At 41.0% G+C, this 18,552-nt stretch carries 19 protein-coding genes and 1 pseudogene; 14 read left to right on the forward strand and 6 right to left on the reverse strand.

Features of this window, described 5'->3' with window-relative positions; genetic code table 11:
- Positions 1–38: 38 nt before the first annotated feature.
- The gene (locus CVD28_RS15475) at positions 39–248 is read right to left on the reverse strand and encodes a hypothetical protein (protein WP_101593344.1); all 210 of its coding nucleotides are present in this window, start codon (positions 246–248) and stop codon (positions 39–41) included.
- Between the two features lie 168 nt (positions 249–416).
- On the opposite strand from CVD28_RS15475, the gene CVD28_RS15480 reads away from it, so the two are divergent.
- Positions 417–908, forward strand: coding sequence for an RDD family protein (locus tag CVD28_RS15480; protein ID WP_101593346.1), 492 nt, complete (start codon positions 417–419; stop codon positions 906–908).
- A gap of 698 nt (positions 909–1,606) precedes the next feature.
- The gene (locus CVD28_RS15485; protein WP_101593348.1) at positions 1,607–2,512 is read left to right on the forward strand and encodes a chemotaxis protein; all 906 of its coding nucleotides are present in this window, start codon (positions 1,607–1,609) and stop codon (positions 2,510–2,512) included.
- A gap of 778 nt (positions 2,513–3,290) precedes the next feature.
- On the opposite strand, the gene CVD28_RS15490 is transcribed toward CVD28_RS15485, so the two are convergent.
- Positions 3,291–3,797, reverse strand: coding sequence for a YkyB family protein (locus tag CVD28_RS15490; protein WP_101593350.1), 507 nt, complete (start codon positions 3,795–3,797; stop codon positions 3,291–3,293).
- A gap of 194 nt (positions 3,798–3,991) precedes the next feature.
- Between CVD28_RS15490 and CVD28_RS15495 the strand changes: the two genes are divergently transcribed.
- Positions 3,992–5,107, forward strand: a complete 1,116-nt coding sequence (locus CVD28_RS15495) for a GGDEF domain-containing protein (RefSeq protein WP_180954184.1) — start codon at positions 3,992–3,994, stop codon at positions 5,105–5,107.
- 427 nt (positions 5,108–5,534) lie between these two features.
- Here the strand turns inward: CVD28_RS15495 and CVD28_RS15505 are convergent, their stop codons facing one another.
- Complete coding sequence (locus tag CVD28_RS15505) at positions 5,535–6,413, reverse strand: metallophosphoesterase (RefSeq protein ID WP_101593354.1); 879 nt, start codon at positions 6,411–6,413, stop codon at positions 5,535–5,537.
- Positions 6,414–6,654: 241 nt separating this feature from the next.
- Between CVD28_RS15505 and CVD28_RS15510 the strand changes: the two genes are divergently transcribed.
- From CVD28_RS15510 to CVD28_RS15535, 6 genes are all read left to right on the forward strand, one after another.
- Positions 6,655–8,508: an SLC13 family permease gene (locus tag CVD28_RS15510; protein ID WP_101593356.1), complete on the forward strand. Its 1,854-nt coding sequence runs from the start codon at positions 6,655–6,657 to the stop codon at positions 8,506–8,508.
- 57 nt (positions 8,509–8,565) lie between these two features.
- The gene (locus tag CVD28_RS15515; protein ID WP_101593358.1) at positions 8,566–8,781 is read left to right on the forward strand and encodes a hypothetical protein; all 216 of its coding nucleotides are present in this window, start codon (positions 8,566–8,568) and stop codon (positions 8,779–8,781) included.
- Between the two features lie 112 nt (positions 8,782–8,893).
- The gene (fadH, locus tag CVD28_RS15520) at positions 8,894–9,658 is read left to right on the forward strand and encodes a 2,4-dienoyl-CoA reductase (protein ID WP_101593360.1); all 765 of its coding nucleotides are present in this window, start codon (positions 8,894–8,896) and stop codon (positions 9,656–9,658) included.
- Between the two features lie 404 nt (positions 9,659–10,062).
- Positions 10,063–11,268, forward strand: a complete 1,206-nt coding sequence (locus tag CVD28_RS15525; protein WP_101593363.1) for an EAL domain-containing protein — start codon at positions 10,063–10,065, stop codon at positions 11,266–11,268.
- A 62-nt stretch (positions 11,269–11,330) separates the two neighbouring features.
- Positions 11,331–11,564, forward strand: a complete 234-nt coding sequence (locus CVD28_RS15530) for a hypothetical protein (protein WP_257985883.1) — start codon at positions 11,331–11,333, stop codon at positions 11,562–11,564.
- Between the two features lie 281 nt (positions 11,565–11,845).
- Complete coding sequence (locus tag CVD28_RS15535) at positions 11,846–12,553, forward strand: DUF3993 domain-containing protein (protein ID WP_101593365.1); 708 nt, start codon at positions 11,846–11,848, stop codon at positions 12,551–12,553.
- A 68-nt stretch (positions 12,554–12,621) separates the two neighbouring features.
- On the opposite strand, the gene CVD28_RS15540 is transcribed toward CVD28_RS15535, so the two are convergent.
- Positions 12,622–12,861 (reverse strand): glutaredoxin family protein, encoded by a 240-nt coding sequence (locus tag CVD28_RS15540; protein ID WP_101593367.1) that lies wholly within the window; start codon positions 12,859–12,861, stop codon positions 12,622–12,624.
- 103 nt (positions 12,862–12,964) lie between these two features.
- Here CVD28_RS15540 and chrA point away from each other — a divergent pair.
- Positions 12,965–14,156 (forward strand): annotated as a pseudogene (gene chrA, locus CVD28_RS15545) (chromate efflux transporter).
- Between the two features lie 326 nt (positions 14,157–14,482).
- Here the strand turns inward: chrA and CVD28_RS15550 are convergent.
- Positions 14,483–15,439 (reverse strand): MBL fold metallo-hydrolase, encoded by a 957-nt coding sequence (locus CVD28_RS15550; RefSeq protein WP_101593370.1) that lies wholly within the window; start codon positions 15,437–15,439, stop codon positions 14,483–14,485.
- Between the two features lie 185 nt (positions 15,440–15,624).
- Between CVD28_RS15550 and CVD28_RS15555 the strand changes: the two genes are divergently transcribed.
- From CVD28_RS15555 to cbpB, 3 genes are all read left to right on the forward strand, one after another.
- Positions 15,625–15,864, forward strand: a complete 240-nt coding sequence (locus CVD28_RS15555; protein ID WP_101593372.1) for a DUF1797 family protein — start codon at positions 15,625–15,627, stop codon at positions 15,862–15,864.
- Positions 15,865–15,996: 132 nt separating this feature from the next.
- The gene (locus CVD28_RS28165; RefSeq protein WP_180954185.1) at positions 15,997–16,140 is read left to right on the forward strand and encodes a hypothetical protein; all 144 of its coding nucleotides are present in this window, start codon (positions 15,997–15,999) and stop codon (positions 16,138–16,140) included.
- Positions 16,141–16,273: 133 nt separating this feature from the next.
- Positions 16,274–16,702, forward strand: coding sequence for a cyclic-di-AMP-binding protein CbpB (cbpB, locus tag CVD28_RS15560; RefSeq protein WP_101593374.1), 429 nt, complete (start codon positions 16,274–16,276; stop codon positions 16,700–16,702).
- An 83-nt stretch (positions 16,703–16,785) separates the two neighbouring features.
- Here the strand turns inward: cbpB and CVD28_RS15565 are convergent, their stop codons facing one another.
- On the reverse strand, positions 16,786–17,520 hold the full coding sequence (locus tag CVD28_RS15565) for a sulfite exporter TauE/SafE family protein (RefSeq protein ID WP_101593376.1): 735 nt from the start codon (positions 17,518–17,520) through the stop codon (positions 16,786–16,788).
- A gap of 137 nt (positions 17,521–17,657) precedes the next feature.
- Between CVD28_RS15565 and CVD28_RS15570 the strand changes: the two genes are divergently transcribed.
- Positions 17,658–18,551: a LysR family transcriptional regulator gene (locus CVD28_RS15570; protein WP_101593378.1), complete on the forward strand. Its 894-nt coding sequence runs from the start codon at positions 17,658–17,660 to the stop codon at positions 18,549–18,551.
- Position 18,552: the final 1 nt, after the last annotated feature.

Below are 18,552 nucleotides of genomic sequence, written 5' to 3' on the forward strand. Positions count from 1 at the left end.
GCCATTCAGGTATAAAGAAGCATCTGGCTTTATATATATTAATATCCGTAGTCCCAATCAATTTCTTCTTCCTGCCAAAATACCGGGGAGACATTTCCAAAATCAATCAGTTTGTTTTCAAGTTTGCAATTGTGATGCTCACAGCCACATTGTTCCCTGATTTCATCAAAAATAGAATAATCAACATCTTCTAAAAATGTTACATTATAATTTTCAAGGAATAGGATGCAGTTCCTTTCAAGAGTCAAGCACCTCTTTGTTTAATTGGAGTAAATTCACTTTGTATTGTATTCTTAACAATAGGAGAAGTTCAGTCAATTTTGAATAAGTTCACAAAAGTATCAAAAACAGGATGGCGCAAGAAAAAAATGCATGCAAACTGCGTCTTAAAATGAAAGTTAAGGAGGAGAATATGTATGGAAAATGAGGCTGCCTGGGATCACACGCCAGTTGAGAAAAGGGAATATGCAGGTTTCTGGATTCGTTTTGCGGCAAACTTAATTGATTCAATTATTCTCGGAGTTCCCATCTTTATCATCTCAATGGCTGGTGTATTCTTTTTTGAGGGAGTTGCGATGGATCCAAATTATCAGCCGACAGAGGCAGAACTGCTTGCCTTTGCAGGAGGATATGCGGTCTTTGTTTTACTTGCTGCACTAATAGGCTTTTTATATTATTCCATTCTTCATTCTTCAAAATGGCAGGCTACAGTGGGAAAAAAGCTGCTGGGCCTTAAGGTTACGGATTTGCACGGGAACCGAATCTCATTTTGGAGAGCGCTCGGCCGAATAGTCGCCATGAGTTTTCTGTCAGGGATTTTCTATATCGGCTATATTATGGCTGCTTTTACCGAAAGAAAGCAATCGCTGCATGATATGATTGCAGGAACGATTGTTGTAAAATCCTAATTTATTAGGAATGAAAAGAATGTACGTTTTCAAAAACCCTATCCATTTGCGGGAGAGCACTGAAAAGTTCACCCCGTTTTAAGAAAATGCTCTTGTTAAACTAGGCCGTTCATTTCCGCTTCAGTCGCTCGCTTTCCGCTGGCTCCCCTTGACACGCTTTTTCTGCAGGAGTCTTGCGCCTGTCACTCCAATCAAACTTAGTTCGAATTCCACAAAGAGCTTTCATAAAGTAAGAGAAAAAGGCATAGCACCTCCTTTAGTGAGGAGGTTATGCCTTTTTTGTATGATGGAAGTTTCCAATGGGTGGATGCTATGATACAAAATCAACAACTTTTTCAATAATAGTATACCCGGGAGAAGAGGAGCACGGGAGACCCCGCAGCGGTTACGGTCTAGGAGGCACCCGGGCCGCCACTAGAGCAGAAATCACTGGCAAGTTTAACTAGGAATGAATTAGGTCTTTCAGTATTATTGCTAAAATAATAAAAGTAAGATGTTTGTGAGTGATGACGATGAGAAGGTGCGACCTCTCAGAAAAAAACATAATCTACCGGAGTTAATGAAAGAAAAAGCCATTTAAGCAATAATTCCCTTTAGTCAGATTTTCACTAAATATTATGAATTACACGTCGTACATCCAGAAAATCATGGTATATTTAGACTATATACTGCATTTTTTTAGGAAGGGCGAGTTATGTATGGATAATAGAAAAGGAATTCTCCTTGAAAGCGGCACAAACGAACTTGAAATCGTCGAGTTCGGTATTGGCAGCAATAAGTTTGGAATAAATGTTATTAAAGTAAAAGAGATTATCAATCCCGTTCCCATTACGATTGTTCCCCAGGCACATCCTAATGTAGAGGGGATCATTGAGCTAAGGGGTGAGGTGCTTCCAATAGTAAACGTGGCGACCGCACTGGGATTCCCGCCTTCTGAAACGCCTCATCTGGATAAATTCATTGTTGCGGAATTCAATAAACAAAAGATCGTCTTTCATGTTCATAGCGTTACGCAGATCCATAGGATTTCCTGGACACAAATTGAAAAGCCATCGGACATGTACCAGGGAGCTGAAAGCCAAATTATCGGTGTGATTAAATTGAACGGAGAAATGATACTTCTGCTGGATTTTGAAAAGATTGTAGTAGAGATCAATCCGGAGTCAGGAATTAATGTTCAGCAGGTTCAAAAGCTTGGAAAACGCGAACGCTCTGAAAAAAGGATAGTAGTGGCCGAGGACTCTGCGCTATTGCGGAAACTCCTTTATGATACACTTTCAGAAGCAGGATTCCAATATCTTGAATTCTTTGAAAACGGCCGGGATGCCTTAGGATACCTGGAGGGTATTTATGAATCTGGAAAGAACATAACTTCCGAGGTGCAAATGGTTATTACGGATATTGAGATGCCGCAAATGGACGGCCACCATTTAACAAAAAGGATAAAAGAGCATAATGAACTTGGAAAACTCCCTGTTGTAATCTTCTCATCACTGATTACTGATGATCTTCGGCATAAAGGGAAAATGGTCGGGGCGGACGGGCAGGTCAGTAAACCTGAAATTGCAGAGCTTATCAGGCTGATAGACTCTCATATCCTGTAGCTATTCGGCTGTTTTTGCAGACAGCGGAGCCTGGGCGTTTACGCTAGTTCAAAGACATAAATAATAATCTTAGAATAATAGATAGCATACCATCATTTAATTAAAACCTGATAGGCAGTATGTTCCTGATCCTCCGACCATGCCTTGGCAAGAGCTTTTGTTATCGAGCCAAAACTATTATTTCTGGATGAACCATTTTCAGCCCTCGATTTGCCTGCCAAACGTGCACTCATACAGGATGTTAAAAACATACTGGAGCAAACCGGGATATCTTGCGTTTTCAGCCATGATTATCTTGAAATAAAGTACTTATCTCTAAAACTCTTATTGTGTTTAAAGGGAAATGTTTGGGGGCCTATCTGGTGTCAAGGCTTGCCGAAAACAGCTATTCTGCTGAAGTAAGACAGTATCTGGATAATTGGATGTCACCTTTGGAATAGCGGCAGAAATATACCGACGCCGATTGAAGAACATTCGGTTTTACATGTATTATTTATTGATGTTTTTATATATTTTCTAAAATGTTTAATACTTGGATCCCTTAATACAAAAGACCTTGGCATCATACTTTTGCTGCCAAGGTCTTTTGCTTTATAGAGCTTTTTGTTGATGCCTTATAACAAGGCTTAGGCAGCAAATATTGGATGACGGTTCTTGGAAGGACGCTGAAATCTTATTAATGCTCAATCCTTGTACAAAAAGCTCAATTTCAAAACGGATGGACGTCCATTTAACGAAGCTTAAGGTTTGTGGAGAAACCAGAATGGAGTAAATTCAATCAATATTTATACCCTTTGCCAAGAAAGGTAGAAGGGAATGGATTGTGGAATTTATCGATAGACTTTTTGCTCGGCCGGTTTTGCTTAAGTGAATTTGGGCTTTTAGGGGCATGCTCAGGCATTTTCCCAATATAGGCTTCAAGAATTTGCTTAGCTTTAGAAAGCGACAGTGAAGCTTTAGGATTGCGAAGTGAGGAAGCACGGCTGCCCAGGTGAGGAAGTGTTTTTAGGTCCTCCTTGGAAGGTGGCAGATGGAAGATATATTCTCCACATTTAATAATAACGTCGGATTGCTGGCAGGACAGCCTTGGATTATCGGAAAAGTGAAGGCCTATTTTAGTGGCTTTTCCCTCATCCACGAGCTTTTGGAGCGATAACCGTTTAAGCTCATAGAGAGATTTTGGAGATGGAGCGGTTTTCGCATGTTTGTTCACTATAAAAATCGCCTGTTCAAGAAGCCCGGAATTAACTTTTTGAAGTTTTGGTTTCTTGTTAGTTTGGTCCATAATGCAGCTCCTTTCAAATTAAATAGCTATGGATTTTGCAGGTTTTACTAACAATATAGTTATATATTATATCATTAACTTTCTGCAATGAAAGCAAAACGGAAAATAAGTTACGACTGCTCCCCATCATGGGTCTCCGGCTATTCGCATATATTGTTAATGCGGAACATTTCAGCCGTTTAGGAGTTGTGATAATGATAAAAGATTATATTGGCTGTTTAGGGCTAATAGTTGCATTTATACTGGCAGCAGGACATGTTCAGAAGGCTGGGAGATATGGGAGCGGTTTAACTGTATATAAACAGGTGCAGTTTGGTGTTGTTTATGGCTTACTTGGAGGAGGATTAACACTGTTTGCCTTTTCCTTGCCCGAAGGCGGCGCAATAGACATAGCATACGTGGCAGCCTTATTGGCTGCATGGAATGGGAGGGCTGTCAGCCTTTGTATTACATTCTTCATTATGTTTCTTTATCAGCTTATGATTGCTGAAAGTATTTCCGGCAATGAAATAATTAGCCTGTCAGTCTTGACGGTCTTTTTGGTGTCATTGATTCAGTTTAGATTTTCAGAAAGGGTCTATTTCATTTTGGCTATATTAGGCGGATCGGCAATATATACAGGATTATCCCAGCATGGAGCTCAGGATATGTCTTTTGAAGCTTTTTTTTATTCCGTCGCTGGGGGAATTCATGCTTACTTTATTCATCACTTCTCAAGAAAGGATGTGGAATTATTCAGGAGTTACCAAAAGGAAGCAACAACCGATTTTCTGACAGGTGTCCAAAATGTACGCCAATTTGACAGGAGCTTAAACAGCTTCGTAAAATCAGCATTGCTTCGTAACGAACCTCTATCCCTTCTGCTAATAGATATCGATCACTTTAAAAAAATCAATGACACGTACGGCCATATAACAGGCGACTTTGTCCTGAAGGAAGCAGCAAAAGTTTTAACTAACAAATTAAGCAGCGGAGATTTCCTTTCACGGAATGGCGGTGAAGAATTTGCCGTAATGCTGCCAGGCTATGATCATGCAAAAGCCTTACAAGTGGCTGAAGCACTGCGGCAATCGATTGAAGAAACTATTTTTCATTATGACTATACATTAAAAATCCAAATAACCATCTCCATTGGAGCGGCTACTTTGGATGAAACAGTTTTTAGCTCAGATGATCTGATTATACAGGCTGACAGTGCCTTGTATTCAGCAAAGCATGCCGGCCGCAATATAGTCTGCTCTAAATTTAAATGCATAGCTTGCGGGAACAACCCGTGCTCTGGCCAATGCCAGTATCCATTAACGAAATAATGGTGTAAGAGAATTCTATAGCCTATTATTTAACAGGTGTTTATTTGTCTCCATATCTTTTATAATAAAAATCAGAAAGATAGCTTGCTAGCTAAAATGTAGGGCAAATGTTGCTTCATGACTGTCCATCAGTTGTAATCGCAGCAAGAGCAGGGATTCGATTGAAGACTGCAATACTATTCCTAACTTGGGAAGGATTACAGGGTGCTGATTAAATGAAATGTTTGAAGCGAGCGTTAAAACAAGAACTGCAGTTTTCTGAAGGCAGCGTTATCTTGGACGGGAAGTAATTGCTGCAGGAATTGAGAAGGAAGAGCAAGCAGATTTCCTGTGTGCCGAAAATTGCCAAAAAGCGCAAGGAAACTTTTTCAGCAGGCCTCTTCCCGCGGAGGAAATAGAATTCCTTTTTTATCAGTTCGGTAATGTCCTAGTGAACACTTGCACTTTTTGTGGATGAGAGATTAAAGACTGTTATCTCGGGACGAGATAAAAATCTGAATGGCAGCCGGGTTGTACCCAGCCCCCTATTTACGTATAATTCTAAAGATTCTAATTCATACATGCCTTCATGATACTTTTGTCCATAAGGCGGTGTAACAAGGGCGCCGAAAAATGGAATCTGGATCTGTCCTCCGTGGCTGTGACCGCTTAACTGAAGCTGCACGCTATCGCCGGAAATCTGATCGGCGAAATCAGGGGCATGGGATAACAGGATCTTATACACATTTGCCGGAAGACCATTAAGGGCGGCCGATATATCCGGATTTCCAAGCATAGGTTCATCAATGCCAGCAATGTAAAGACTGTCGCCGTTTAAAAGTGATATTGAAGTATTTGTGTTACGCAGGATCGTAAAATCAGACCTGGACATGATCTCTTCATATAGCCGGGATCCATTTCCGCCGTGGTCGTGATTTCCATAGACGCAAAACTTTCCCATGGGGGCCTTTAGCTGTTTAAGGACGCTGATAATCTGTCCTGGCTGGGGATATTTATTGGGTTCATCCATAAGATCGCCAGTGAAAAAAACAGCATCAGGCTGCAGGTTATTTATTTTCTTTATTATCCCCTTTAGTTCTTCCAGCTGAAACTGGAATCCGAGATGAGTATCACTGAATTGAACAATTTTGAAATCATTAAACCCCTGCGGAATTAGATCATGTGTTATAGTGTACTCTGTGGTTTCAAACCAATGAGGTTCCACATGCTTGGCATAAAACCGGCCGCCAACGCCAAAGCCGGTAAAAGTGAGCAGCGTACCAAGGCTTCTTTTAATAAATGACCTTCTTGATATTTTTTTTTTCATTCATATCAACCTAACATTTTATTCTCATTAAATAGTACTTCATCATACTATCAAAATATCTTTATAAAAAGAAGCGGATATTGCAAAAAGGGTTAAAGGAATATACTTCTATTTCTTGCTATATAGCCAATTGTATCCCTTTGTGAGAAAATAGCCTTAGGCTAAAGAGCCTCGGCTGCACAGGCGCATGCTAACAAGCTGCTGCATGTCGGTTCCAATGATTTTTTATGGAGGTAAATGAATGACGCAGCCTATATTACTTACATTCATCATACTAGCTATTATGACAGCTTTATTTATACAGGGGAAAATTAGGAACGACTTAACAGCGGGTGCTTCCTTACTTGCACTTACCCTGCTGGGAATAGTTACTCCCGAGGAGGCTTTGTCAGGTTTTTCTAACCCGGTTGTTATTATGCTTGCCGGATTGTATATTGTCGGTGCTGGAGTTTTTAATACGGGTTTGGCAGGGAGAATTGGAAATAAGCTGCTGTTGATTGGAGGAAAGAATGAAACATGGCTGCTGTTCATCATTATGCTTACAGTAGCTTTGATGAGCGGACTTTTAAGCAATACAGGAACTGTGGCTATTCTTCTGCCCGTAGTTGTAAGCATGGCGATACAGCTCAAAATATCACCGTCCAAGTTTTTAATTCCTCTTGCTTATGCAAGCAGCCTCGGCGGCGTGCTCACTATTATTGGAACGCCCCCGAATTTAATAATTAGCAGCCTTCTTTCCGAAAATGGCTTTCAGTCCCTGTCACTGCTGGATATTACTCCAATTGGTTTAATCGCTTTGTCGGCAGGTGTGCTGTTCATGATGACAATCGGCCGCAAGCTGCTGCCTGATACTTCGGAAAATGAATTTTCAGGGGAGAAGGGCCTTTCTGCAAATGAACTTGCAGGCATGTACAAAATTTATGACAGGCTATCCTATTTGCAAATACCCGCCCATTCGGAAATTGTCGGTGAAAGGCTTATGGACCTTAGCTTGCCAATTAAATATGAGATTACTGTCATTGCAATAAAGCGGACTGAGAAAGACAAAACGATTGGTATCCGCCAGACTCAGCAAACCATTTTGGCAAAGGCTGATGAAGTGCTGCATCCCGATGACCTGATTTTGGTATTCGGGGAAGAAGGATGTATTGCTTCCTCTGTGGAGGATTATGAACTGGAGAAAATGCCGCTAAATATGGTGGAAATTAAAAAGCATTTTCTGAGCCGCAAATTCGGTCTTACAGAAATTCTGATTGTTCCCAACTCAGAGTACGAAAACCGGACACTGCGGGATATTCATTTCCGAGAGAAATACCAATGTAATGCTCTTGCCATTAACAGGAAGGGAGAATATATCCAGGCGGATGTCGGAACAGAATTCTTAAAACCAGGAGACTCTCTCCTTGTTCATGGGAAATGGGAAAACATTGAAAGACTTTCCTCTGACCGGCAGGATATGGTGGTCATTGGCAGCCCAAAGCCTGCAGATGAAGCATCAACAGACCATAAGGCTCCCTATGCCGCTGCAATCATGATCCTGATGCTGGTCTCCCTTGCAGTTAATATTGTTGAGCCTGTACTTTCAGTATCTGTTGCTGCCTTATTAATGATCATAACTGGCTGCCTTCGCTCCATGGATGAGGCGTACCAAAGGATCAATTGGGAATCTATTGTAATGGTCGCGGCTATGCTGCCTATGGCAATAGCTTTTGAAACAACAGGGGGAGCGAAATATATAAGCGACCTGTTCCTGCAAATATTTGATGGCAACAGCCCATATTTTATTCTGACCCTATATTATTTGTTAACAATGGTTCTTAGCCAATTTATCAGTAATGCAGCGGCTGCTATTATGTTCGCGCCTATTGCGATTACTTCAGCTGTCAGTCTGAATCTAAGCCCGTATCCGTTCTTAATTTGCGTGGCAATCGCTTCCTCAATGGCCTTTTCCACACCGGTAGCCGCTCCCGCAAACTCACTTGTTATGAGTGCTGGGGGATATCAGTATAAGGATTTTGTCAAGACAGGCTTTTGGCTGCAATTATTTATCGGTGCCATTATGATTGCTGTTATTCCGCTTTTTTTCCCTTTTTAATGCCCGGTATGCAAGAGGGCGATCACTAATAAATAACCTGAAGGAGAGGGGATTGCTGTGAAAAAACAATCTCGGGCAATGGAGTTAATATTTATCCCCTCTAATCTAGGCTTGGTAAAGATCTATATTCATGGTTTTGAAGAGTCAGTTTCCGGGGGAGAAGTAATTATTATATTGAATGATTTAATGGTAAAAAGAAGGGGAAATGATAAGAAGGCTACAACGATAAAATCTTTTCTTATGCTTAATAGGTTAATAGCCAGAACACCATAGTAAAAAGGCTCCTGATAGGGCAGCCTTTTTTTTTGTTCATATTTGTTAGAAAATTTTGTGTTTTGTGTTAGAATGTGAATGAGTATTCATTTTCTTAATAGGGGGAAGCCGAATGAAAGGGCAAGTTGTGATAATAACCGGCGGATCAAGCGGGATGGGCAAGTTCATGGCGAAGAAGTTTGCGAGCGAGGGAGCGAATGTAGTCATTACAGGCAGGGATCTTGAACGGCTCCAGACTGCCAAAGAAGAGATCGAAACATTTTCTGGCCAAGTCCTGCCATTTCAGATGGACGTCAGGGAAATTGAACATGTAAAGGCAATGGTAGCTGCGGCTGTTGAAGCGTTCGGCAAAATTGATTTTCTAGTCAATAATGCTGCGGGGAATTTCATTTGTCCAGCAGAAAAGCTTAGCCCGAATGGCTGGAAATCGGTTATAGATATCGTTTTGAATGGAACGTTCTATTGCAGCAGCGAAGTCGGCAAATACTGGATCGAAAAAGGCATTAAAGGAAGCATCATCAACATGGTTGCTACATATGCGTGGAATGCAGGAGCTGGGGTGATTCACTCGGCGAGTGCGAAAGCAGGTGTCCTGTCAATGACCAGGACACTGGCTGTCGAATGGGGCAGTAAATATGGCATCCGGGTCAATGCCATCGCTCCAGGCCCGATTGAACGGACAGGAGGCGCTGACAAGCTTTGGGAATCAGAGGAAGCGGCAAATCGAACTTTAAACAGCGTTCCGCTCAGGAGGCTTGGGACTCCTGAGGAGATAGCTGAGCTTGCTTACTTCCTATTCTCTGAGCATGCCGGATATATTAACGGTGAATGTATTACAATGGATGGAGGGCAGTGGCTGAACAGCCATCCGTTTTAAGCTCAATAACCATAATATTGAATTATTTCAGGGTCCTGCTTTATTGGCAGGGCTTTTTTGCATGAAAAGGAAATATAACTTTTTTAACAAGTGCAGATGTCCAGCTCCAGCGCCCAGCAACTTTTTTTTCGCAGGAAAATAAAGCCTCGACGCACAGGACAAGGAATACTCCGGCAGCGATTCAATGCACGAAATAAAGCGGTAGCTTTGGGAGGACTTGGGTCAGAACAGCGTTGCCACAGGACGAAGGTTGTAACATGGTTTTAGTTACAACACTGGTGTACTTAGCGATTCTCCCTCTGAAAAGGGCGCTTTCGCTTTTCTATTTACCTGTTTTTTTTCCGTACTCGCAGAGCTGATTTCGGTGATATAATAAATCATGACACTGATTGGGGGGAATCAACGTGGATGCACTAGAAATTTTATCAGATCTTGAACGGGTATTTCCGTTTTTTCAGCCAATATTCAGTGCAGATGAGCATCGGGTAATTGGTTATGAAGTGCTTGGGAGATTCAGGATAGACGAAGGGTGTATCAGCCTGGGGTCATTTTTGCAGGATGAAACAATTCCGGAAGAATACCGGGTTGAGGTTGATAATCTTATTTTGAAAAAAGCCCTTGAAAAAGCCGAAGAACAAGAAGGCAATGACTCTTGGCTGTTCATCAACCGTGACCCAAACCTTCTTATGCTGGATCATGGAGAAGAGTTTTTGGCAATCTTAAAAAGCTCGTTAAAAACAGAGCAGTTAAACAGGGTTGTGTTAGAGTTATCCGAGACGATATACAACGGAGAATTAAACCCGCTGCTGCATTTACTTGAATATTATAAAACCTATGGAATCAAAATAGCGATTGACCACATAGGACAGGAAAGCCACTTAGACCGGATTGCACAATTATCACCGCAAATTCTAAAGGTGAATCTTGATATGATCCGGCAATCAGGGGGCTCGTACAGAGAGTTCCTTTACTCGCTGGGGATGATGGCGAGGAAGATTGGAGCAAACCTTTTATTTGAGAACATTGAAACGGTATATCAGCTGCAATTTGCCTGGAAAAATGGGGGCAGGTATTATCAAGGCTTTTATCTCGCTAAGCCTGGTGCTGATTTCATTGACAAAGATTTGCTTCGGGTAAAATTTAAGAATGAGTGTCATGGTTTTATAGTGTTTGAAAAAAAGAAGCTGGAAGCAATATACAGTAAAACCATGCAATATAATAACGGTATTTCATTGCTGCTTTCAAAGTATAAGCGGTATGAGAAGTACCCTGAATTGCTTCAGGCTCTTGCAGAAGAGCTGAAGGATAAATGTTTTCGGCTGTATGTATGTGACAGCGATGGATTTCAGCAATCCCCGAATGTTTTTCAAAATCAGGGGGGGTGGTCAGTCCAGCAGGATTATTACGGCAAAAATTGGAGCTGGCGACCTTATTTTTTAGAAACGATTGTCAAAATGCGAAACGAGAAAAAAGGGATACTGTCTGATCTATACAGTGATATTGAGACAGGAGAAACGATTCGAACGTTCTCTTATCCTCTTCTTAATGGGGATTATCTGTTTATCGATCTGTCGTATTCATATTTATATGAAAACGAAGATCTTTTATAGCTAAATACATAAAACGTCACTTCTGTGCAAATCTAAGGAAAAGATCCTTGGAGGTACGTCCGTTGAGCGAATTTATTGTCGTTTTAATTCTGATTTCAGTTGTAATTATCGGATTCTCCCTTGCTTATACCTTTATTATTGCCAAGAATCAGCGGCTTCTAAAAGGAGAATTGGATTCCAGCATTGATCAAAAAGTACAGTCACATCCATACATCCGAAATCCTGTTTTCCTTTCGTTTTTAATTCTGGCGCTGGTGTTTATCCTGTTTATTGCCTACTATTCGTTTAAATATTAGAATCCTAGCTAAAGTTCATGAAAAAACTTAACCATAATGCCGAAGTTTGGCACTGCCCTTGTAGCCCTGATCGAGACAGGTAAATCAACCTGTCCAGTCAGGGTCTTTGCATTTATTTACCAGCTAAAATGTTAGTTTGTAAGTACATCCTGAGGGAAAAGAAAAATACAGTAATATGCTGTCAAATGCTGATGGATTTTTGTGGACGAATTAAGTACTGGACTCATATTGTAACTGTTAAAATATGATTACATCTTTATGGAAATTCGGGGGAGATCAGATTGAAAACATTCGTTATTAGTTTTCTTATAGCGTGTCTATTGTTCATTTCCTTTGGAATGCCAGCCGGGGCGGAAGGGATACATAATGATTCTATTTTCAGCAAGCTGGAGGAGGCCTTCCTTGTACAGCTTGCACTTAGTGATAAACCTAGATCATGGGAGGATATAGAAGGAATGCTGGACCCATATTTTACGAAGAATTTTACTGCCGAATTTATGAAGGGAAATATTATGGAGTTTGAGGGCGGGTATGCAGTACCCGGTTCGGATTTTGCAGGCGGCTATATTCCTTATTTCAGTTACAGTGATAGAACAAAAGTAATCCAGGATAAAACTTCTGAAAAGCTTTATGTTCAGGAAAAATTTAAAAAAACAGAAGGCGGGCCGATTAATGAGAACTCCCGTTTTGAAACAATTACCTTAATTAAAGAAAATGGCATATGGAAAATTGATGAAATTTCATATAACAGTAAAGAAATGGAAAATGCAGCAGCCATCCAGCCTGTCAGCACTTTATCAACTTCAGCTGTAAAAATGGATAAGCCTGACAAGATAGAAAAATTTAATTTTAGTGACTTTCTCAAAAGTCCTCGGAAAACGGCTATTGGAACAGGTTTAAGTGCCGGTGCACTACAAGAAGAAATGGTGAAATCATTTCAATCGAGTACAGAGAATTCCTGGACTGGAGGAACATCCTTCCTATTTTAAAACACAGCCGAAATTTAGAGGGCTACTGAACTAGTTAGGACCGAAACCTTGCAGTATTGCAAGGTTTTTTAGTCATGGATATTCAATTCATTTTTCAGAATTGCCTGATCAAATCCGATAATAACTTTTCCATCAATTACGATCGTCGGCGTTGAATAGGACTTATGATTCTTTGTCAATTCCTTCATCGCTTGCTTATCAGTCTTAATGTTTTTTTCGGTGTATGAAATTCCATATTCATCAAGGAACATCTTCATTATTTTACAGGGAGGACAATCCGGCTGGGAGTATACAATTATTTCTGCCATTTGTTTAACCACCTTTTAGTTTAAAATCTTTGAAGCGAATAAATAGGTTTTTGAATTGACTCTAACATTATTATAATAAAAGAAAACCTAAAAGGAGAGAAAAATGCCTGAACAATATTCCGATAAAAATTCGCTGAGAGAGATATTTTTCACAGCACTCCAGCTTGGTTTACCCTCTTTTGGCGCTCCTTCAGCACATCTTGGTTATTTCCAGAATGAATATGTAAAAAAATCGTAAATGGCTGGATGATCAAACATTTGCTGACTTAATCGCGCTGTGCCAATTTCTGCCAGGCCCAGCGAGCAGCCAGACCGGCATGGCCATAGGGTATTTAAGGGGTGGAATAGCAGGAAGTATCCTTGCCTGGTTAGGCTTTACCCTGCCAAGCGCTCTTTTCCTGGCGATCTTCTCCATTCTTTTTAAAGGAGGACAGGAAGGGACAGAAGGCTGGCTAAGCGGCCTGAAAACCGTGGCCGCAGCTGTAGTTGCTTTGGCTGTATATGAAATGTGGACAAAGCTTGCTCCCGATAAAATCAGAACAGCATTTGTGATAGTATCTGCTGTAGCTTCGCTTCTGTTCCCATCAATTCAGACACAAATTCTCGCCATCATTTTAAGTGGGGCTGCCGGATTTCTTTTCTTAAAGGATAGAAAAATAGAAGAATCGGTTAACAGGAGCCAGGGGATGAGCAAACAATCATCTAAAAGAGGCCTATTTTATATTTCCGCGTTTTTCATTTAATTAATCGTACTTCCGCTTGCAGCTGATCATACGGAGGATCGAAGTGTTCGGCTTGCAGACGGGATGTGTCGTGCAGGTTCTCTCGTTTTTGGAGGAGGGCATGTAGTCCTGCCTTTGCTGGAGGATGAATTTGTTGGAAATGACCTTATGGCCCATGACCGGTTCCTTGCGGGGTACGGAATAACCCAGGCTGTCCCTGGCCCGCTCTTTACCTTTTCGACCTTTATCGGTGCAGAAACATTAGGGATAAAGGGAGCGCTCATTGCGACAGTTTTAATATTTTTGCCGTCGTTCTTGCTTGTCCCTGGGATCATGCCGTACTGGCATTCCATAAGAAAGAAAAAAGGAGTCCAGAGTGCTCTCCTGGGGATAAATGCTGCAGTGGTCGGTATCCTGCTCGCCGTCCTCTTTGATCCAATGTGGATAGGGACAATTAATTCGAATTTTCATTTTATCATTGTACTTATTAATTTTGCCTTGCTTGCCTTCTGGCGGATCCCTCCATGGATACTAGTTTTGTTTTCTGCTGCCATTGGACAGCTGCTGCTTTAACCTTTTGGGAGATAAAAAAGCCAGTGTGAAAGCTGTTGTTCATGAGCTTTCATACTGGCCTTTTAATTTAAGGTAAGAAAGTGCAGCTTTATTAACAAATACAGATGTCTAGCTTCAGAGCCCAGCCCCGACGCGACAGGACAAGAAATGTTTTGGCAGCGGTACATCGCACGAAACAAAGCGGCAGTTTTGTGAGGATGTGGATCAGAAACGGCGATGTTGCAGAACGGAGGCTGTAACATAGTTTTTGTTACACCACTGGCAACTTTAGCCGTTCTTCCTCTGACCAGGGCGTGCGCTTTTCTTATATTCCGCGGGAAATTATTCTACCCAACTCTTTGTTCTTGTTTCGCTAAGTAATCTATTAGTCCCATTGAGCTGACTTTAATATCCAGCTTTAGTATTTCGAAAACGGGATGGCTTTCGTGTATCCCGAGTCCAGCAAGATGTTCGGTTATACGGTTTAATATCATTGTACATGTTTTTTCTACTCTCTCTTCGAAAGATTCTGCAAGAGCAAAGGCTTCCTTGGCATAATCAGTAAATATTGGAACCCAATGACGGATTTGCTTATAAATTTCAGTTGTGCTGCGGCTATAGCCATAATGGCCAAAATAGATGACATCAAGATTTCTTTCTTGCATCATGGAAAGAGCGCTAAGCATTTTATCTGGATTAAATTGATTTGGTGAGGTAGAGGGCAAAAATAATTCAATACGAGCCTCGTCAAGCTCCCGATAATAGATGCCTATCGTATCTCCGGTAAACATTCCGTTGGAAACTGGATCATAAATACTAAGATGATGGTTTGCATGGCCTGGAGTATCAAAAAAAGTCAGTGTTGTTGTGTCAGAGATCTGCAGGGTATCACCATTTTCTTTGATGATAATTTTTTCTGGAGGGATAGGCAGAATTGGATCAAAAAGCCGGTCAAAGTCATCTCCATAGACAGCACGTGCCCCCTTGATAAGCCTTGAAGGATCCTCAAGATGGCGAGCCCCTTTTTTATGTACGATAACCTTAGCGTTCTTGCAGTGTTCCAGCAGCAGGCCTGTGCCGCCTGCATGATCAAGATGGATATGCGTCAAGATAATATATTCTATCTCTAGAGGATCAATTCCAAGTGACGCTAAGCCTTCTAAAATGAAAGGGACGGAAGGGCTGGAGGAGGTTTCGATTAAAGTTTTCTTTGATTCGTTCAGAACATAAATGCCAGTCCGGTTTTTTCTATTTAAATCGTTTCCATCAATTAATGAGATTCTATCTATAGATTTGGTAGCCACAAACTTTTCCCCTCCATTAATAGATAATGATATACAAATCACTCTCCTTATTTTATTCTGTAAATATAAGCATGTAAAGAAACTTAAGGAAAATTCAGAATTTAATATAGTGTGGTTATTGGATAGAAAACTATGTTATAGTGAATCCTGTTAGTAAAGGTTTCTATTTAGAAAGGAGAGGGAGTATGTCTCAATTACAGGGCATCCTTACCAGATTGAAAAATCTTCAGGACCAAGCGAAGGAATCTGAGTCGGCTCAGCGTTTCTTTGAGATTGATGGCGTGAAGAAATGCCAGGTTACATATTTCATTAAGACTGAAATGTTCGAACTAGAGGTTTTCAATGAAAAAGGAAAACCATCCAAATATCAGTTTGATAATATTGATATGATAACGATAGAAATATTTGACCTGCTGCAGTCGTAGAAACAACCTGCAAAAGCCCTGCCGTTTATAATTACGGCGGGGCTTTTTGCAGTTTTATAAAGGATCCAGATAAAGTTGAAGAATGAAATGAACGCTGTTGCCAAATTCTAAAGTAAAAAGGAGGTGGCATGTTTGAATCCGGTTGTAAGATGCCCAAACTGCCTTGCAGAAAAGGAAATTGGTAATTTGTTAATCGCACAATCCAACCAAAATGTCATTTTTATCTGTCCGGAATGTAATTTTATCCAAAGAAATATAGAGACTAAAAAAGGGTAACAAATGTTTGTTCTGCAGCCAGTTCTTGTCAAGTATCTATTCTTCGTTTTGTATTAATATAGAACGGGAAAGATTTGCCTGCCTATGGTAAACTAAAGGAGTAAGAATTAACATACGGTAGGGAGCAATTCGAATGTTCAGTAACTTTAACGGGGGAATTCTGGAGGCAAAAGTAAAAGATATGCTTATTTCTTCAGAAAGAGTCGCACACGTCCAGGTAGCCAATAACCTAGAGCATGCACTTTTAGTTTTAACGAGAAGCGGCTATACGGCTATCCCGGTGCTTGACCCCATGTATAAGCTGCAGGGTTTGATCAGCACCCCTGTTATCCTTGATGCGATCATGGGACTCCAGCGAATCGAATTTGAGGAGCTTGAAAATAAAAAGGTCTCTGAAGTAATGAAGACAGATATTCCGAGGTTATTTATCGGCGATAGAATAAAAAAAGGACTTGAGATGCTGATCGATCATCCATTTGTTTGCGTGGAGGACGAAGATGGGGTCTTTGAAGGGATTATTACCCGGAGAGCTATACTAAAGGAATTAGAAAAGCATATATAGGACATTTGAAATCCCTGCCGGAATATTGCCGGCAGGGATTTTTGAAAAGTAGCTTATATTCTTTTTTTTAGGATCTGTTTTTGTTAATACCATAATCTGATTAATAGCTGGACAATAAGGGCAACAGTTACCAGGTGCAATATAACCTTTAAGTGCTCCTTTGAGAGACGGCGTGCTACCCTAACTGCAAACTGCGCGCCGAAAATTCCTCCCAGGGCGTAGTAAATCGCAATTTCCCATTTGAAATTTCCAGCAAATAAGTAAGTAGCAAATGCTGCTGCACAGCTGATGAAAGTCTGGGCCCGTGTAAGTGCCAGTGCTTTCAGATAGGATGCTCCCTGGTGCAGAAAAGCATACATCAGCAGCGTAGACTGGCCCGGTCCAAACATCCCATCATATACACTGATACCAAATAAGGTTGGATAAGCTTTCTTTTCGAGCTTCCAAATCCCTTCACTATCACCTTTGGGCTTCTTCAAAAAATTCATGGCTAGAGCCCCTGATAACAAAAAAACAGCAAGTACTGTCATAGTCTTTTCAGAAAAAGAGTTGGCGAGCAGTCCTCCAGCCATCCCGCCCCCCAATGCAAACGGGATTAATGTAGCGGCGTCCCGCCAAGATAGTTCTTTTTGTTTCAATAAAATATAAAAGCTTGAAAAAGAAGAAAAGACGTTTGAAAATTTCGCTGTCGCTATTACACTATGTATTGGAATCCCGATTAAGAGCAGGGACGGCATGCCGATTAACCCTCCGCTGCCTGCCAGTGTTCCAATAAATGATGCGCAAAATCCAATTAAAATTAGCAGAATTTCTGTCATATAAGTCACTCTCCTAAATACCGGTTACAGAAAGTTTTTAGATCTGCTCTTGTATTATATTTCTTTTACAGTGATAATGAAATCTGTAATTTGTTAGATTTATCCATAAGAAATTCTTATCAAATAGGATGGTGAATATGGGCTTTTCAGAATTTCAATTAATATCGGTACTTGCACAGGAAATGAATATGAGAAAGGCAGCAGAGAGATTGTTTGTTTCCCAGCCAGCACTTTCACAGAGGCTGCAGACTATAGAAAAAGAATGGGGGAGCAAGCTGTTCCTCCGTTCGCAAAAAGGGCTAGCTTTAACGTCTGCAGGTGAACTGGTGGTTAAATTCGCAAGAGAGATGCTCGAAAAGGAGGAGAAGGTGAGAGAGGAAATTGAATCGATGGAATCCGAGGTTCACGGGACACTGAAAATTGCCTGTGCGTCTATTGTCGGACAAAACTGGCTGCCGCAAATTTTGAAACGATATTTACAGCGGTATCCTCATGCGAAGATTTCATTAATCACCGGCTGGAGCAGCGAAATTTTGAAATCTCTGTACGATGGCCAGGTCCATATTGGCATTATCAGAGGTACACCTGACTGGAAAGGTGTGAAAAAGCATCTATTTAAAGATATGCTGTATTTGGTCGATACAGAAATGAATAAAATGGAACAGGTGCTGGGAACTGACCGGCCATTTATCCAATTTAAAAGCGATTCGAACTACTATCAGGAAATTCAGGATTGGTGGCATAGACAGTTTCAGACTGTTCCAAAAAGGACAATTGTTGTCGACCAAATCGAAACGTGCAAGCAAATGGCATTCAATGGCATAGGCTATGCCATTCTGCCGGCTATCACCTTAAACGATCAGGACCCAAATTATTTTAAGCTGCCGCTCCTGGATGAACACAACGAACCAATAAAGCGGGATACCTGGCTAGTAGGCTACGAATCCGCTTTTGAACTCAAACAGGTACGTGCTTTTTCTGAATTGTTAGATGAATTTCTTCATGAGCATGGTACGAGGGGCCACAGATAAT

Source organism: Bacillus sp. M6-12 (assembly GCF_002860285.1).
Taxonomy (GTDB): Bacteria; Bacillota; Bacilli; order Bacillales; family DSM-1321; genus Peribacillus.

Bases quoted from the DNA above. Each gene is read 5' to 3' on its own strand.
- CVD28_RS15540 (WP_101593367.1), bottom strand. From the start codon at position 12,861: ATGGCAGAAATAATTGTATACTCCCAGCCGGATTGTCCTCCCTGTAAA.
- CVD28_RS15565 (WP_101593376.1), bottom strand. From the start codon at position 17,520: ATGACAGAAATTCTGCTAATTTTAATTGGATTTTGCGCATCATTTATT.
- CVD28_RS15570 (WP_101593378.1), top strand. From the start codon at position 17,658: ATGGGCTTTTCAGAATTTCAATTAATATCGGTACTTGCACAGGAAATG.
- CVD28_RS15490 (WP_101593350.1), bottom strand. From the start codon at position 3,797: ATGGACCAAACTAACAAGAAACCAAAACTTCAAAAAGTTAATTCCGGG.
- CVD28_RS15495 (WP_180954184.1), top strand. From the start codon at position 3,992: ATGATAAAAGATTATATTGGCTGTTTAGGGCTAATAGTTGCATTTATA.
- CVD28_RS15485 (WP_101593348.1), top strand. From the start codon at position 1,607: ATGGATAATAGAAAAGGAATTCTCCTTGAAAGCGGCACAAACGAACTT.
- CVD28_RS15480 (WP_101593346.1), top strand. From the start codon at position 417: ATGGAAAATGAGGCTGCCTGGGATCACACGCCAGTTGAGAAAAGGGAA.
- CVD28_RS15510 (WP_101593356.1), top strand. From the start codon at position 6,655: ATGACGCAGCCTATATTACTTACATTCATCATACTAGCTATTATGACA.
- CVD28_RS15555 (WP_101593372.1), top strand. From the start codon at position 15,625: ATGTCTCAATTACAGGGCATCCTTACCAGATTGAAAAATCTTCAGGAC.
- cbpB (WP_101593374.1), top strand. From the start codon at position 16,274: ATGTTCAGTAACTTTAACGGGGGAATTCTGGAGGCAAAAGTAAAAGAT.
- fadH (WP_101593360.1), top strand. From the start codon at position 8,894: ATGAAAGGGCAAGTTGTGATAATAACCGGCGGATCAAGCGGGATGGGC.
- CVD28_RS15505 (WP_101593354.1), bottom strand. From the start codon at position 6,413: ATGAAAAAAAAAATATCAAGAAGGTCATTTATTAAAAGAAGCCTTGGT.